At 70.5% G+C, this 13,179-nt stretch carries 16 protein-coding genes; 10 read left to right on the top strand and 6 right to left on the bottom strand.

Going from position 1 to position 13,179, the window contains the following annotated elements; genetic code table 11:
- Position 1 precedes the first annotated feature (1 nt).
- A complete protein-coding gene (gene ychF / locus GXW71_RS23170) occupies positions 2–1,096 on the top strand; it encodes a redox-regulated ATPase YchF (protein ID WP_211855060.1) in 1,095 nt (364 codons plus the stop codon).
- A gap of 9 nt (positions 1,097–1,105) precedes the next feature.
- Here ychF and GXW71_RS23175 read toward each other — a convergent pair whose 3' ends face one another.
- On the bottom strand, positions 1,106–1,291 hold the full coding sequence (locus GXW71_RS23175; protein WP_211855061.1) for a DUF4169 family protein: 186 nt from the start codon (positions 1,289–1,291) through the stop codon (positions 1,106–1,108).
- Between the two features lie 44 nt (positions 1,292–1,335).
- On the opposite strand from GXW71_RS23175, the gene GXW71_RS23180 reads away from it, so the two are divergent.
- Positions 1,336–1,998 carry a dienelactone hydrolase family protein gene (locus tag GXW71_RS23180; protein WP_211855062.1) on the top strand — a complete coding sequence of 221 codons (663 nt, stop codon included), beginning with the start codon at positions 1,336–1,338 and terminating at the stop codon, positions 1,996–1,998.
- A 211-nt stretch (positions 1,999–2,209) separates the two neighbouring features.
- Here GXW71_RS23180 and GXW71_RS23185 read toward each other — a convergent pair whose 3' ends face one another.
- Positions 2,210–3,106: an S-methyl-5'-thioadenosine phosphorylase gene (locus tag GXW71_RS23185; RefSeq protein WP_211855063.1), complete on the bottom strand. Its 897-nt coding sequence runs from the start codon at positions 3,104–3,106 to the stop codon at positions 2,210–2,212.
- A 165-nt stretch (positions 3,107–3,271) separates the two neighbouring features.
- Between GXW71_RS23185 and GXW71_RS23190 the strand changes: the two genes are divergently transcribed.
- Together GXW71_RS23190 and GXW71_RS23195 are read left to right on the top strand one after the other, a co-directional pair.
- Positions 3,272–3,895: a hypothetical protein gene (locus GXW71_RS23190; RefSeq protein ID WP_211855064.1), complete on the top strand. Its 624-nt coding sequence runs from the start codon at positions 3,272–3,274 to the stop codon at positions 3,893–3,895.
- A gap of 73 nt (positions 3,896–3,968) precedes the next feature.
- Complete coding sequence (locus GXW71_RS23195; protein ID WP_211855065.1) at positions 3,969–4,124, top strand: hypothetical protein; 156 nt, start codon at positions 3,969–3,971, stop codon at positions 4,122–4,124.
- 85 nt (positions 4,125–4,209) lie between these two features.
- Here the strand turns inward: GXW71_RS23195 and GXW71_RS23200 are convergent, their stop codons facing one another.
- From GXW71_RS23200 to petA, 3 genes are read right to left on the bottom strand one after another with little or no spacing between them, the layout of a single operon-like run.
- A complete protein-coding gene (locus GXW71_RS23200; RefSeq protein WP_211855066.1) occupies positions 4,210–4,971 on the bottom strand; it encodes a cytochrome c1 in 762 nt (253 codons plus the stop codon).
- Between the two features lie 2 nt (positions 4,972–4,973).
- Complete coding sequence (locus tag GXW71_RS23205; RefSeq protein WP_211855067.1) at positions 4,974–6,245, bottom strand: cytochrome b; 1,272 nt, start codon at positions 6,243–6,245, stop codon at positions 4,974–4,976.
- 14 nt (positions 6,246–6,259) lie between these two features.
- Positions 6,260–6,814 (bottom strand): ubiquinol-cytochrome c reductase iron-sulfur subunit, encoded by a 555-nt coding sequence (petA, locus tag GXW71_RS23210; protein ID WP_211855068.1) that lies wholly within the window; start codon positions 6,812–6,814, stop codon positions 6,260–6,262.
- Positions 6,815–7,007: 193 nt separating this feature from the next.
- Between petA and hemF the strand changes: the two genes are divergently transcribed.
- Positions 7,008–7,898: an oxygen-dependent coproporphyrinogen oxidase gene (gene hemF, locus GXW71_RS23215; RefSeq protein ID WP_211855069.1), complete on the top strand. Its 891-nt coding sequence runs from the start codon at positions 7,008–7,010 to the stop codon at positions 7,896–7,898.
- A gap of 195 nt (positions 7,899–8,093) precedes the next feature.
- Here hemF and GXW71_RS23220 read toward each other — a convergent pair whose 3' ends face one another.
- A complete protein-coding gene (locus tag GXW71_RS23220) occupies positions 8,094–8,426 on the bottom strand; it encodes an accessory factor UbiK family protein (RefSeq protein ID WP_211855070.1) in 333 nt (110 codons plus the stop codon).
- A gap of 78 nt (positions 8,427–8,504) precedes the next feature.
- Here GXW71_RS23220 and rfaD point away from each other — a divergent pair, with 78 nt between their 5' ends.
- From rfaD to GXW71_RS23245, 5 genes are all read left to right on the top strand, one after another.
- On the top strand, positions 8,505–9,497 hold the full coding sequence (gene rfaD, locus GXW71_RS23225; RefSeq protein ID WP_211855071.1) for an ADP-glyceromanno-heptose 6-epimerase: 993 nt from the start codon (positions 8,505–8,507) through the stop codon (positions 9,495–9,497).
- A 12-nt stretch (positions 9,498–9,509) separates the two neighbouring features.
- Positions 9,510–10,334, top strand: coding sequence for a prolipoprotein diacylglyceryl transferase (gene lgt, locus GXW71_RS23230; RefSeq protein ID WP_211855072.1), 825 nt, complete (start codon positions 9,510–9,512; stop codon positions 10,332–10,334).
- A 23-nt stretch (positions 10,335–10,357) separates the two neighbouring features.
- Complete coding sequence (locus GXW71_RS23235; protein ID WP_211855073.1) at positions 10,358–11,338, top strand: class I SAM-dependent methyltransferase; 981 nt, start codon at positions 10,358–10,360, stop codon at positions 11,336–11,338.
- Positions 11,335–12,105: a peptidoglycan editing factor PgeF gene (pgeF, locus tag GXW71_RS23240; RefSeq protein ID WP_211855074.1), complete on the top strand. Its 771-nt coding sequence runs from the start codon at positions 11,335–11,337 to the stop codon at positions 12,103–12,105. The genes GXW71_RS23235 and pgeF overlap by 4 nt, the downstream gene beginning before the upstream one ends.
- Positions 12,106–12,174: 69 nt before the next feature.
- Positions 12,175–13,179 (top strand): hypothetical protein (locus GXW71_RS23245; protein ID WP_211855075.1); only part of this gene is annotated, 1,005 nt, incomplete at its 3' end.

Here is a 13,179-nt window from a genome sequence, read left to right on the forward strand (position 1 = left end):
GATGGGCTTCAACTGCGGCATCGTGGGGCTGCCGAATGTCGGCAAGTCCACGCTCTTCAACGCGCTGACCCAGACGGCCGCGGCGCAGGCGGCGAACTACCCCTTCTGCACCATCGAGCCGAATGTCGGCCGCGTCGCGGTGCCGGATCCGCGCCTCGACAAGCTGACCGAGATCGGGCGCAGCCAGAAGACGGTGCCGACCAGCCTGGAATTCGTCGACATCGCGGGGCTGGTGCGCGGCGCGTCGAAGGGCGAGGGCCTCGGCAACCAGTTCCTGGCGAATATCCGGGAGGTGGACGCGATCGTCCATGTGCTGCGCTGCTTCGAGGATGGCGACATCACCCATGTCGAGGGCAGCGTCGACCCGATCCGCGACGCCGAGACAGTCGAGACCGAGTTGATGCTCGCCGACCTGGACGGGCTGGAGAAACGCGCGGTCGGACTCACCAAGCGCGCCCGCGGCGGCGACAAGGAAGCGGCGGCGCAGATGACGCTGATCGAGCCGATGCTGGCGGCGCTGCAGGCCGGCCGGCCGGCACGCACCGCGGTGCCGAAGGGTGAGGAGGCGGCAGCGGCGAAGCTGCAGCTCATGACCACCAAGCCGGTGCTCTATGTCTGCAACGTCGGCGAGAGCGAGGCCGCGACCGGCAATGCCCATTCCGCCCGCGTCTTCGCCCGCGCCGAGGCGGAGGGCGCCCGGGCGGTGATCGTCTCGGCGGCGATCGAGGCCGAGATCAGCCAGATGGGCGGCGAGGACCGCGTCGAGTTCCTGAGCTCGCTCGGGCTCGAGGACAGCGGGCTCGATCGCATCATCCGCGCCGGCTACGGGCTGCTCGGCCTGATCACCTATTTCACCTGCGGGCCCAAGGAAGCGCGGGCTTGGACGATCACCAAGGGCATGAAGGCGCCGCAGGCCGCCGGCGTGATCCACGGCGATTTCGAGCGCGGCTTCATCGCCGCCGAGACCATCGCCTATGACGACTACATCGCCTATCGCGGCGAGCAGGGCGCCAAGGAAGCCGGCAAGATGAAGGTGGAAGGCAAGGAATACGTCGTGAAGGATGGCGACGTAATGCTGTTCCGCTTCAACGTCTAACGCCTTCGTTCAGTCCTCTGGCGGATCGAGCCTGGCGCCGTCCAGCAGGGCGCGGCGCCGCGCTTCCTCCGCCGCGTCCTTCGCGCGTTCGGCCTTGGTGCGGCCGTGCTTGATCCGGTTCGCCGCGGCGGTCTTCTCCGCCTCCGCCCGGGCTTTCGCCTTCTTCACACGGTTCAGGTTGACGATCTCGGCCATCGGGGGAGGATACCGTAGCCCAGGGAAGCAAGGGAACGCGCACCATGATGACCGAACTCACCGCCGCCGATGGCCACCGCCTCGGCGCCTATGTGGCCGGGCCGGAGGACGCCAAGCGCGCCCTGGTCATCGTGCAGGAGATCTTCGGCGTGAACAGCCATATGCGCCGGGTTTCTGATTCCTTCGCCGCCGAAGGGTACCGGGTGATCTGCCCCGCCCTCTTCGACCGCGTCGAGCGCGGCGTCGAGCTCGGCTACGAGCCCGCCGACGTGAAGCGCGGGCGCGACCTCAGGGCCGGCGTCAGCGAGGGTGCCGCCCTGCTCGATATCCTGGCCGCCGCCGGGGCGCTGCCGGCGGGCGTGAAGCGCGGCATCGTCGGCTATTGCTGGGGCGGCACCGTCGCCTGGCATGGCGCCACCCGCAGCAGCGCCTTCGCGGCCGCGGTCGGCTGGTACGGCGGCGGCATCGCCGCGGCGAAGGAGGAGGTGGCGCGCTGCCCGGTGCAGCTCCATTTCGGGGAGAAGGACGCATCGATCCCGATGACCGACGTGCAGGCGATCCGCGCCGCGCAGCCGGATGTCGAGGTCTATGTCTATCCGGAGGCCGGGCACGGCTTCGGCTGCGAGCAGCGCGGCAGCTACGTGGAAGCCGACGCCAACCGCGCGCAGGAACGGACACTGCGCTTCTTCGCCAAGCATCTGGGATAGGACAGGCAGCGCGACGAAAGCCAAGCGGCCGCAGGCCGCCACTGGCTTCTGCGGAGCGAGGCGAAGCCGATGCTCCGGGGCCGCGAAGCGGCCCCGCGCGCGACCGGCCGTTGTCGCCAGCGCGCCCTGACGGCGCGCAAGCCAAGCCGGCGGATGCCGGCGCCGGCGCCTGAGGACGAGAAATGACGCCGCCGGCGTCTGAGGCCCTATATCAGGCCGCGTTCAGAACGCGGCCTGCGACAACATCGAGTTTTGCGACCAACGCCGGGTCGCGCTTCTCCGGCGCGGTGATGACAGCGTATTCCAGGGCGCGGTCGCAGCCCGCCGGGCAGGGGCCGCGCGGCACGCCGAGCGCCGGGATTACCGCCTTCACCAGCGATCGCGCATTGTCGGCATTGGAGAAGAGCACCTTCACCACCTGGTCGACCGTCACCGCGTCATGGTCGGGATGCCAGCAGTCGAAATCGGTGACCATGGCGACGGTCGCGTAGCAGAGCTCCGCCTCGCGGGCGAGCTTGGCCTCCGGCATGTTGGTCATGCCGATCACGCTGCAGCCCCAGCTCCGGTAGAGCAGGCTTTCCGCCTTGGTGCTGAACTGCGGGCCTTCCATGACGAGGTAGGTGCCACCACGCGTCACCGGCAGCGAGAGGCCGCGCGCCGCCGCTTCCAGGGCATCGCCCAGGCGCGGGCAGACCGGGTGCGCGACCGACACATGCGCGACGCAGCCGGGGCCGAAGAAGCTCTTCTCGCGGGCGAAGGTGCGGTCGATGAACTGGTCGACGATGACGAAATGGCCCGGCGCCAGATCCTCCCGCAGGGAGCCGACGGCGCTGAGCGAGATGATCTCGGTGACGCCGCTGCGCTTCAACGCATCGATATTGGCGCGATAGTTCAGCGCGGAAGGCGGGGTGCGGTGCCCGCGGCCGTGGCGCGGCAGGAAGACGCAGCGCACGCCGGCGAGGCGGCCGAACAGCAGCTCATCCGAGGGCTCGCCCCAGGGCGTGTCGACGCGCCGCCATTCCCGTTCCTCGAGCCCATCGATGTCATAGAGGCCGGAACCGCCGATCAGGCCAATGACGGGTTCGCGCAGCGTGGGGTCGGCAGTCATGGGAAAGGTCTCCGGGATGCGCTGGGCGGCGATCTGCGGCGCAGGGGCTAGCGGATGGGAGGCTCAGGATCAACCTTGATGGTGCCCCGCCCCTTGGCGGCCGGCGCCAGACGCCCATGTCGAGTGGCGAATGCCCGCCGCGGCGGATAACCGGAGGCCACAGCCATGCCGATCCTCACCCGTCGCGCCGCCCTCGGGGCCGGGGCCTTGCTCGGGGCTTCCGCCTCGCGGCTCACCGCTGCACGCGCGCAGGGCGCGGCTCCGTCGCGGGTGCGCGGCACCATCGTCACGCGGGAAGGCAATCTGCTGACCGTCGCGACCCGCGACGGCGGCCGCGCCGTGGTGACCCTGACGGAGCCGCTGACGGTCGTCGCATTGCGGCGGGTGGCGCTGCCGGAGATCACGAACGGCAGTTCGCTCGGCGTCGTCGCCGAACCCGGCCCGGATGACGAGCTGCGCGCCGTCGCGATCACGGTGCTGCCACCGGGCCAGCGCATCCGGGAGGTGCAGGAGGCCTGGGACCTGGCGCCCAATACCTCCATGAACAACGGTGCGGTCGAGGCGATCATGGAAAGCCGTGACGACCGCGTCGTGACGCTGAACATCTTCGGGCGCAGCGTGCGGGTGCGGATCACGCCGCAGACGGCGCTGGTGATGCCGATCCCGGCCAGCCCCGCCGACCTTGCCCCGGGCACGGTCGTGTTCATCAATGCCGTCAGGGGCGAGGACGGCCGGCTGTCGGCCAGCCGCGTGACGGTCGGCAAGGACGGGGTGCTGCCGCCGATCTGACCGGCCCGGCGCCGCTTGACGCGGCGGCGTCCCGCGCGCCTTCTCGGGCTCCGGATTCCCCTCGGAGCTCTGCATGCGTTGCTTTCTATTTCTCGGCCTCCTGCTGCTCGCCGCCTGCGAGGACGGCGCGCGCAGCACGCCGTTCGGGCCGCGCGGCACGGCGCTGCCGCCGCCCGATCCGGTGACCGGCGCGGTGCGGGAGCCGGCCGCGCCCGCTCCGCGGCGCTGAGCGCCGCGGCAAAGAAAAAGGGCGGCGCATTCGTGCCGCCCTTCCTTCTTGATGGATCCAGGGGCGGGCCTTCGGCCCGCCGATGTCAGTGCAGGTCGGCCCAGACCCGGCGCTTCACGCCATAGGCCAGCACGCCCAGCACGGCGAGGAAGAGGATGATCTTCACACCCATCTGGCGGCGCTCCTCCAGCTCCGGCTCGGCGGCCCAGGCCAGGAAGGTCGCGACGTCATGCGCCATCTGCTCGACGGTCGCGGGCGTCTGGTCCGCGAAGGTGACCTGGCCTTCGTTCAGCGGCGGCGCCATGGCGATCTGGTGGCCGGGGAAGTAGCGGTTGTAGTTCATGCCCTGGCCGAGGTTGAAGCCGGCCGGCGCATCGGCATAGCCGGTGAGCAGCGCGTGCAGGTAGCGGGCGCCGCCTTCCCGCGCCTTCGCGATGACAGAGAAGTCGGGCGGCAGGGCGCCGTTATTCGCGGCACGCGCCGCCGCTTCATTGGCGAAGGGGCTGTGGAAACGATCGGAGGCGCGGCCGGGACGGGCGAACATCTGGCCTTCGTCGTTGGGGCCGTCCTGCACCTCGACCGTCGCGGCGATCGCCTGGACCTGCGCCTCGGAGAGGCCGATCTCGCGCAGGTTGCGATAGGAGAGCAGCCGCATGCTGTGGCAGGCGGAGCAGACCTCCTTGTAGACCTGGAAGCCACGCTGGGCGGCGGCGCGGTCGAAGGTGCCGAAGATGCCGTCGAAGCTGAAGCGCGTATGCGGCAGCTCGACCGCGCCCTCCGCCGCGCGGGCGGCGGGGGCAAGGCTGACCAGCGCGCCGAGGACGGCGAGGGCCTTGAGGATCTTCATGGTCAGGCCTTCTCCATCGGCGAATTGGCGGCCCCGGCCGGCAAGGGCCCTCCACCGCGCAGGACCGGCGTCGCGATGCTCTCGGGCAGCGGCAGCGGCCGCTCCAGCCGGCCGAGCAGCGGCAGGATCACCAGGAAATACGCGAAGTAATAGACGGTCGCGAGGCGCGCGATCAGCACGTAGGTGCCCTCGGCGGGCTTGCCGCCGGCCCAGAGCAGCACGCCGAAGGCGATCGTCCAGAGGAAGAAGGCGATGCGCGCCAGCGGGCGGAAGCGCATGGAGCGCACCGGCGAGCCGTCGAGCCAGGGCAGGACGAAGAGCACCGCGATGGCGCCGAACATCATCAGCACGCCGCCGAGCTTGTCCGGGACCGCGCGCAGGATCGCGTAGAAGGGCAGGAAATACCATTCCGGCACGATATGCGCGGGCGTCACCAGCGGATTGGCCGGGATGTAGTTGTCGGGATGGCCGAGATAGTTCGGTGCGAAGAAGACCAGCACCGCGAAGACCATCAGGTAGACGACGATGCCGACGCTGTCCTTCGCGGTGTAGTAGGGGTGGAAGGGGATGGTGTCCTGCGGACCCTTCGGATCGATGCCGAGCGGGTTGTTGGACCCCGTGATGTGCAGCGCCGCGATGTGGAGGAAGACCACGCCGACGATCACGAAGGGCAGCAGGTAGTGGAGGCTGAAGAAGCGGTTGAGCGTCGGGTTGTCGACGCTGAAGCCGCCCCAGAGCAGCGTCACGATGTGCTCGCCGACCACCGGGAAGGCCGAGAAGAGGTTGGTGATGACGGTGGCGCCCCAGAAGGACATCTGCCCCCAGGGCAGCACGTAGCCCATGAAGGCGGTGGCCATCATCAGCAGGAAGATGACGACGCCCAGAATCCAGAGCAGCTCGCGCGGCGCCTTGTAGGAGCCGTAGAACATGCCGCGCCAGATATGGATGTAGACCACGATGAAGAACATCGAGGCGCCGTTGGCGTGCACGTAGCGCAGCAGCCAGCCGTAGTTCACGTCGCGCATGATGCGCTCGACGCTGTCGAAGGCCATGCTGGTGTGCGGCGTGTAGTTCATCGCCAGGAAGATGCCGGTCGCGATCATGATCACCAGGTTGACCATGGCGAGCGCGCCGAAGTTCCAGAAGTAGTTGAAGTTCCGGGGCGTCGGGAACGTCCCGTACTCCTTCTGCATCATGGTGAAGATCGGCATGCGGCTGTCGATCCAGCGCACCACCGGGTTCTTGAAATCGCTCTTGTGCAGACCGATAGACATCGCCGGTGCGCCCCTCAGCCGATGCGGATCTTGGTGTCGGACGAAAAGCTGTAGCCCGGCACCGCCAGGTTCAGCGGCGCCGGACCCCGCCGGATGCGGCCGGAGGTGTCGTAGGCGCTGCCGTGGCAGGGGCAGAACCAGCCACCATACTCGCCACGCTCATCGGTCGGCTTCTGACCGAGCGGGACGCAGCCGAGATGCGTGCAGATGCCGATCACCACCAGCCACTCATCCTTCTGCACCCGGGCCTGGTCGGGCTGGGGATCGCGCAGTTCGGAGAGGTTCACGTTGCGCGCAGCCTCGATCTCCTGCGCGGTGCGGCGGCGGACGAAGACTGGCTTGCCGCGCCAGACCACGGTGATCGCCTGGCCGACCGCGATCGGGCCGAGCTCCACATCGGTGCTGGCCAGCGCCAGCACGTCCCGCGCCGGGTTCATGGAGGAGATGAAGGGCCAGGCGATGGCACCGGTGCCCACGGCGGCGAAGGCGCCGGCGGTGAGCTTCAGAAAGTCACGGCGGTTGCCGCCATCGCCATGCTCAGCTCCGGGGTTGGTCGCCGTATCGGCCATCTCTCGTCCCTTTCCGGTCCCCGGACCGGCTGATTGGCCGGGGCCGTCCATCCATCACGACGCAGCTCTGCGCCCGTGACGACGCGCGCGCGTCGCCGCGCGCTGCCATCCTTGCGCCGCCCGCTTATAAGGGCGGGCGGCGCGGAGTGGCAATCCGCGCCGGCGGGTCGCAGCCGTGAATGAAGGATACCTCATGCCCGAAATCACCCAGGATCGAGCTGGCCCCGCCGGCCATCCCGATGTCGCGCCGGCCCGCGCCTGGTTCGAAGGGCTGCGCGACCGCATCTGCGCCGAGTTCGAGACGATCGAGGATGCCTTGGCCTCCGGCCCGCATGCCCGCCTTCCCGCCGGGCGCTTCGAGCGCAGCACCTGGGACCGGCCGGGTGGGGGTGGCGGGGTGATGTCGGTGATGCGCGGGCGGGTCTTCGAGAAGGTGGGGGTGAACGTCTCCACCGTCTCCGGGGAGTTCTCGCCGGAGTTCCGCAAGCAGATCCCGGGCGCGGAGGCGGATCCGCGCTTCCTGGCGACCGGCATCTCGCTGGTCGCGCATATGCGCAGCCCGCTCGTGCCGGCGGCGCACATGAACACGCGCTTCATCGTCACCACGAAGTCCTGGTTCGGCGGCGGCGGCGACATCACGCCGATGGACCTGACGGCGCCGCATTCGCTGGAGGACGCCGCGGCCTTCCATACCGGCTTCAAGACCGCCTGCGACGCCCATGACCCCAGCTACTACCCGCGTTTCAAGCAATGGTGCGATGAGTATTTCTTCCTCCCGCACCGGGGCGAGACCCGCGGTTTGGGAGGAATTTTCTACGATTACCTCGATAGCGGCGACCGGGCCGCCGATTTTGCCTTCACCCGCGACGTGGGCGAGGCCTTCCGGGCGACCTATGCCGCCATCATCCGCCGGCGCATGCACGAGACCTGGACCGCCGAGGAGCGGGAGCATCAACTGATCCGGCGGGGCCGCTACGCGGAGTTCAACCTGCTCTACGACCGCGGCACGATCTTTGGCCTGAAGACCGGCGGCAATGTCGAAGCGATCCTGATGTCGCTGCCGCCGGAAGCAAGGTGGCCCTGATCTGACGGTTTTTGGGCCTCAGGCGCACGCATCCGCGTGCTTGGCTTTCGCGCTGTCGGGTCTGCCCCGGCGCAGCTGTCGGTCGTGCGCGGGGCCGCCTTCGCGGCCCCGGAGCATCGGCTTCGCCTCGCTCCGCAGGAACTATTGGCGGCCTGCGGCCGCGTGACCCTGGCCCTTCGAAGCCTTGGAGGAAGGTCAGGCGTCTTCCGGCCGGCCGACGCCGCCGTCGGGCTTGGCCTCCAGCGCGGCGAGCCTGGCCTCCAGGGCCTCGACCTTGGCGGCCAGGGCCTCCTCGCCCTCCCGGGCGCGGCGGGCGACCTCCATGGCGGCGTCCAGATCCTCGCGCCGGACCAGTTCCAGGCGCTGGACCATGGCCTCGACCTGGGCGCGGGCCATGGCTTCGACCTCCGCCCGCATGCCGGCGATCGCCGAGAAGGCGCCGCCCGCCACCCCGGCCAGATCGTCGAACAGGGAGCGTCGGCGCCCGCCCTCGCTGCCCGTCGTGCCCTCGCCCTTGCCTTCGGCCATCCCGCCTCTCCATTCCCTTGGCGCCACGGGCGCCCTATACCGCGCCGGCGCATAACGCGCCCGGCGGGGGTGGTCTTCATGTATCTGGTCACCGGTGGTGCCGGTTTCATCGGCTCCAACCTGGTCGCCGCGCTCACGGCGCGCGGCGCGGAGGTCATGGTGGCCGATCGCCTGCGCCAGGGCGAGCCCGGGCGCGAGAAATGGCGCAACCTCGCCAAGCACACCATCGCGGGCATCGTGCATCCGGACGCGCTCGCCGCCTGGCTCGCCACCACGCCGCCGATCGAGGCGGTGTTCCACATGGGCGCGATCAGCGACACCACCGTCACCGACGGCGATCTGGTGGCGGCGAGCAACCTGACGCTCTCCCTCGACCTCTGGTCCTGGTGCGCGCGGCGGGGCATCCCCTTCATCTACGCCTCCTCCGCCGCGACCTATGGCGACGGCGCCCTTGGCTTCGATGACGACCCGGCGCCGCAGGCGCTGGCGCAGCTCCGGCCGCTCAACCTCTATGGCTGGTCGAAGCTCGCCTTCGACCGGCGCGTCGCGCAGATGCTCGAACGCGGCCAGCCGGCGCCGCCGCAATGGGCGGGCTTGCGCTTCTTCAACGTCTACGGGCCGAACGAGTACCACAAGGGCCGCATGCAGAGCGTGGTCGCGCATAAATATGCGCAGATCGCCAAGGGGGAGGCGGCGACCCTCTTCGCCTCCGACCGTCCGGACATCGCCGATGGCGGGCAGATGCGCGATTTTGTGCATGTGGACGACGTGGTCGGCGTGGCGCTCTGGCTGCTCGATCATCCCGGTGCTTCCGGGCTGTTCAATGTCGGCGCCGGAAAGGCCCGCAGCTTCGAGGACCTGGTCCGCGCGATCTATGCCGCGCTTGGGCGTCAGCCCGACATCCGCTACGTGCCGATGCCCGAGGATCTGAAGGGCAAGTACCAGTATTTCACCGAGGCGCGCCTCGATCGGCTGCGCGCCGCCGGCTACGACCGCAACACCATCGGGCTAGAGGACGGCGTCGCGCGCTATGTGCGCGATTTCCTGGCGCTGCCCGATCCGCACCGCTGAGGCCATCGCCCCGTGCTCCTTGCCATTCCCTTCCCGATCATCGACCCGGTGCTGGTGCAGATCGGGCCGCTCGCCATCCGCTGGTATGCGCTGGCCTATATCGCCGGCATCCTGCTGGGCTGGCAGCTCGCACGGCGCCTCGTCTCGCTCGCGCCCCGGGTCGCGACGCGCGAGGAGCTTGATGATTTCGTCACCTGGGTGACGCTCGGCATCATCCTCGGCGGACGGCTCGGCTACGTGCTGTTCTACCGGCCCGGCTACTACATCGAGCATCCGCTGGAGGCGCTGGCCGTCTGGCACGGCGGCATGTCCTTCCATGGCGGCATGCTGGGCGTGATCATCGCGGCCGTGCTGTTCTGCCGCAACCGCGGCCTGCCCTTCCTCGCCTTCACCGACCGGGTGGTGGCGGTGGTGCCGATCGGGCTGTTCTTCGGGCGGCTGGCGAACTTCATCAACGGGGAGCTCTGGGGGCGCGTCGCCCCCGACGTGCCCTGGGCGATGGTCTTCCCCGGTGCCGGCCCGGATCCGCGGCATCCGTCGCAGCTCTACCAGGCGGGGATGGAAGGCCTGCTGCTGTTCCTGCTGCTGCTGGCCCTGATCGCGCGGCCGGGCGTCAGGGCGCGGCCTGGTTTCATCTGCGGCGCCTTCCTGGCGGGCTACGGCGTCGCGCGCATCGTCGGCGAGTTCTTCCGCCAGCCGGATGCGCAGCTCGGCTTCCTCTTCGCCGGCGCGACCATGGGACAGTTGCTGTCGCTGCCGATGGTGCTGTTCGGGCTCTGGCTGATGCTGCGCGCGAGGCCCGTGCCGGCCGTCGCGGCGGAGGAGGCGGCGCGCTGACGGCGGAACGCCCCGACGTCTTCATGGAGCGTCTCGACGCCTTCATGGCGCGCGCCACGGCGGCCTACTACGCCACGCGCGATCCCTTCGGCGCGGCGGGCGATTTCATTACCGCCCCCGAGATCAGCCAGGCCTTCGGCGAGTGCCTCGGCCTCTGGTGCGCCGTGGTCTGGGAGCAGATGGGTCGGCCCGATCCGGTGATCCTGGCCGAGCTCGGCCCCGGCCGTGGTACCCTCATGGCCGATGCGCTGCGCGCGATCGCCGAAGTGGCGCCGGCGTTCCGCGCGGCGCTGCGCCCGCATCTGGTGGAGGCCTCGCCGCGCCTCCGGGAGGCGCAGCGCGCCCGGCTTGGCGCGGATGTGATCTGGCATCAGGAGATCGCGAGCCTGCCGACCGGCCCGGCGCTGATCCTGGCCAATGAGTTCTTCGATGCGCTGCCGGTCCGGCAATTCGTCCGACGCGGAGATGCCTGGGCGGAACGTTTCGTCGCCGATGGCGCCTTCCTGGAGCATCCGGCGCTGGACGCGCCGCCGCTGCCCGGAGCCGCGTCGGAAGGTGCGGTGCAGGAGGTGAGTGAGATGTCGCGGGCGGTGGTGGCCACACTCGCGGCCCGACCCGGCACGGCGCTGCTTATCCTCGATTACGGCCCGGCGGCAGGCGGTTTCGGCGACACGCTGCAGGCGATGCAGACGCATGCGGCGGCCGATCCGCTGGCCGAGCCCGGCAGCCGCGACATCACCGCGCATGTGGATTTCGCGGCACTGGCCGCGGCAGCGCGGGAAGCGGGCGCCACTGCCCATGGCCCCTTGCCGCAGGGGTTGTTCCTGCAGCGGCTCGGCCTCGCGACCCGGGCCGCGGCCCTGGCAAGGGCCCGGCCTTCACAAGCGGCGGCGCAGCTCTCCGCCGCCCAGCGGCTGCTGGCGCCGGAGGCCATGGGCCGGCTGTTCAAGGCGCTGGCGGTATGCGATGCCGCCCTCCCGATACCGCCGGGATTCGAATCATGACCGTGCGTCCCGTTACCGCCGCCAGCTTGGCTGCCCTGCCGCATGGCTTCTTCACGCGGGAAGGCGGCATCTCCGAAGGCGGCTTCGCCAGCCTGAACTGCTCGCTCTCCAGCGCCGATGACGGCGCCCGCGTGCACGAGAACCGTGCCCGCGCCATGGCGGCGCTCGGCCTGGCCGGTGCGCTGCTCTTCGCCGTCAGGCAGGTGCATGGCGCGCGCTGCCAGGTGCTGGACGAGGGCTGGGACATGGCCGCGCCCCCGGAAGCGGATGCCATCGCGACCCGGCGCGCCGGTGTCGCGATCGGGGTCGTCACCGCGGATTGCGCGCCGGTGCTCTTCGCCGATGCGGATGCAGGCGTGGTGGGCGCCGCCCATGCCGGCTGGCGCGGCGCCGTCGCCGGCGTGCTGGAAGCCACGATCGCTGCTATGGAGACGCTCGGCGCCGAAAGGTCCCGCATCCGGGCCGCGATCGGCCCCTGCATCCGCCAGGCGTCCTACGAGGTCGCGGCCGATCTGCGCGATGCGGTGCTGGCGCGGGACGCCGATGATGCGTGCTTCTTCGCGAACGGCGGGCGGCCGGGCCGCTGGCGGTTCGACCTGGCGGGTTACTGCGCGGCGCGGCTCGCCGCGGCCGGCGTCGCCGCCGAGGTGACGCCGGAGGACACCTTGGCCGACCCGGCGCGCTTCTTCTCCCATCGGCGCCGCACCCTGAATGGCGAGGGCCCGATCGGGCATCAGCTTTCCGCCATCACTCTCGGGGCGGGTTGAACTCATGCCCCATATGGTGATGTTCGTCGTCATGCTGACACTAACCATGATGCCGGTGGCCCACTCCGCATGAGGCCACTGTTCCTTCTCGCGCTGCTTGGCGGGCTTGCCGCCTGCGGCGACCTGCCGCAACCGTACCGGGGCAATGCCGGCGGCCTTGCTGCGCAGCTCGCGCAGCCACCGGGATCCCGCGTCGCGGTGCCGCGCCCGACCGAGGCGATGCTGGACAACGCGTCCTCGGGGCGCTTCGCGGAAGCGCTGGCCGAAGCGCTGCGCACGGCCGAGGTGCCGGCCGTCGCCGCGGCGGCGCTGCCGCTCGACTGGCGGGTCAATGTCGCGGCCGCCCGGCAGGGCGGCAATGTGGTGCCGCGCTTCGCCCTGGTGGATGCCGATGGGCGCGAGCAGGGCGCGATCGATGGCCGTCCGGTGCCCATCCAGGCCTGGGCCGAAGGCGCGGAGGAGCCGCTGCGCACCACGGCGACCGCCGCCGCGCCCCGCATCGCGGAGCTCATGCTGCGCGCCGAAGCGGCACGCAAGGCGACCAACCCGGCGGCGCTGGCCTCCGGCGGGCCGCCGCGGCTGCGCGTGGTGCCGGTCTCCGGCGCGCCGGGCGACGGCAATACCTCGCTGACCGCGCGCATGATCGAGTTCCTGACCGAGCGTGGCTTCGTCGTGTCGGATAGCGCCTCGGGCGCCAATTTCGCCGTGCAGGGGCTGGTGCAGCTCGTCAATGTCGCGCCGGGCCGCCAGCGGGTGGAGCTGATCTGGGTCGTCTCCCGCCGTGACGGCGAGGAGCTCGGCCGTGTGGCACAGCTCAACGAGATCCCGGCTGGCAGCCTGAACGGCCTGTGGGGTGATGTCGCCTATGCGGCAGCCCAGCAGGCCGCGGCCGGCGTGCGCCAGGTGGTGAGCAATGCCGGCGGCATGCCGGAGGCGCCGGCTGCGGCCGATGGCAGGACCCCGGCAGCGGCGTCACCGGTCGCAGCACTTGCCATGCCGGCGACCGACGACCTGCCGGTGCCGCGGGGCAGCGAAGCGCCGGCCGCCGGTGGCGCCGGCCAGGCGGCGCCACCG

Origin of the sequence: Plastoroseomonas hellenica (genome assembly GCF_018129085.1) — a bacterium.
GTDB lineage: Bacteria > Pseudomonadota > Alphaproteobacteria > Acetobacterales > Acetobacteraceae > Plastoroseomonas > Plastoroseomonas hellenica.

Excerpts from the sequence above, each read along its gene's own strand:
- GXW71_RS23195 (WP_211855065.1), top strand. The coding sequence starts at position 3,969 with ATGCGTTGCTTTCTATTTCTCGGCCTCCTGCTGCTCGCCGCCTGCGAG.
- GXW71_RS23200 (WP_211855066.1), bottom strand. The coding sequence starts at position 4,971 with ATGAAGATCCTCAAGGCCCTCGCCGTCCTCGGCGCGCTGGTCAGCCTT.
- ychF (WP_211855060.1), top strand. The coding sequence starts at position 2 with ATGGGCTTCAACTGCGGCATCGTGGGGCTGCCGAATGTCGGCAAGTCC.
- rfaD (WP_211855071.1), top strand. The coding sequence starts at position 8,505 with ATGTATCTGGTCACCGGTGGTGCCGGTTTCATCGGCTCCAACCTGGTC.
- GXW71_RS23180 (WP_211855062.1), top strand. The coding sequence starts at position 1,336 with ATGATGACCGAACTCACCGCCGCCGATGGCCACCGCCTCGGCGCCTAT.
- GXW71_RS23235 (WP_211855073.1), top strand. The coding sequence starts at position 10,358 with ATGGAGCGTCTCGACGCCTTCATGGCGCGCGCCACGGCGGCCTACTAC.
- petA (WP_211855068.1), bottom strand. The coding sequence starts at position 6,814 with ATGGCCGATACGGCGACCAACCCCGGAGCTGAGCATGGCGATGGCGGC.
- hemF (WP_211855069.1), top strand. The coding sequence starts at position 7,008 with ATGCCCGAAATCACCCAGGATCGAGCTGGCCCCGCCGGCCATCCCGAT.
- pgeF (WP_211855074.1), top strand. The coding sequence starts at position 11,335 with ATGACCGTGCGTCCCGTTACCGCCGCCAGCTTGGCTGCCCTGCCGCAT.
- GXW71_RS23190 (WP_211855064.1), top strand. The coding sequence starts at position 3,272 with ATGCCGATCCTCACCCGTCGCGCCGCCCTCGGGGCCGGGGCCTTGCTC.
- GXW71_RS23175 (WP_211855061.1), bottom strand. The coding sequence starts at position 1,291 with ATGGCCGAGATCGTCAACCTGAACCGTGTGAAGAAGGCGAAAGCCCGG.
- GXW71_RS23205 (WP_211855067.1), bottom strand. The coding sequence starts at position 6,245 with ATGTCTATCGGTCTGCACAAGAGCGATTTCAAGAACCCGGTGGTGCGC.
- GXW71_RS23220 (WP_211855070.1), bottom strand. The coding sequence starts at position 8,426 with ATGGCCGAAGGCAAGGGCGAGGGCACGACGGGCAGCGAGGGCGGGCGC.
- GXW71_RS23185 (WP_211855063.1), bottom strand. The coding sequence starts at position 3,106 with ATGACTGCCGACCCCACGCTGCGCGAACCCGTCATTGGCCTGATCGGC.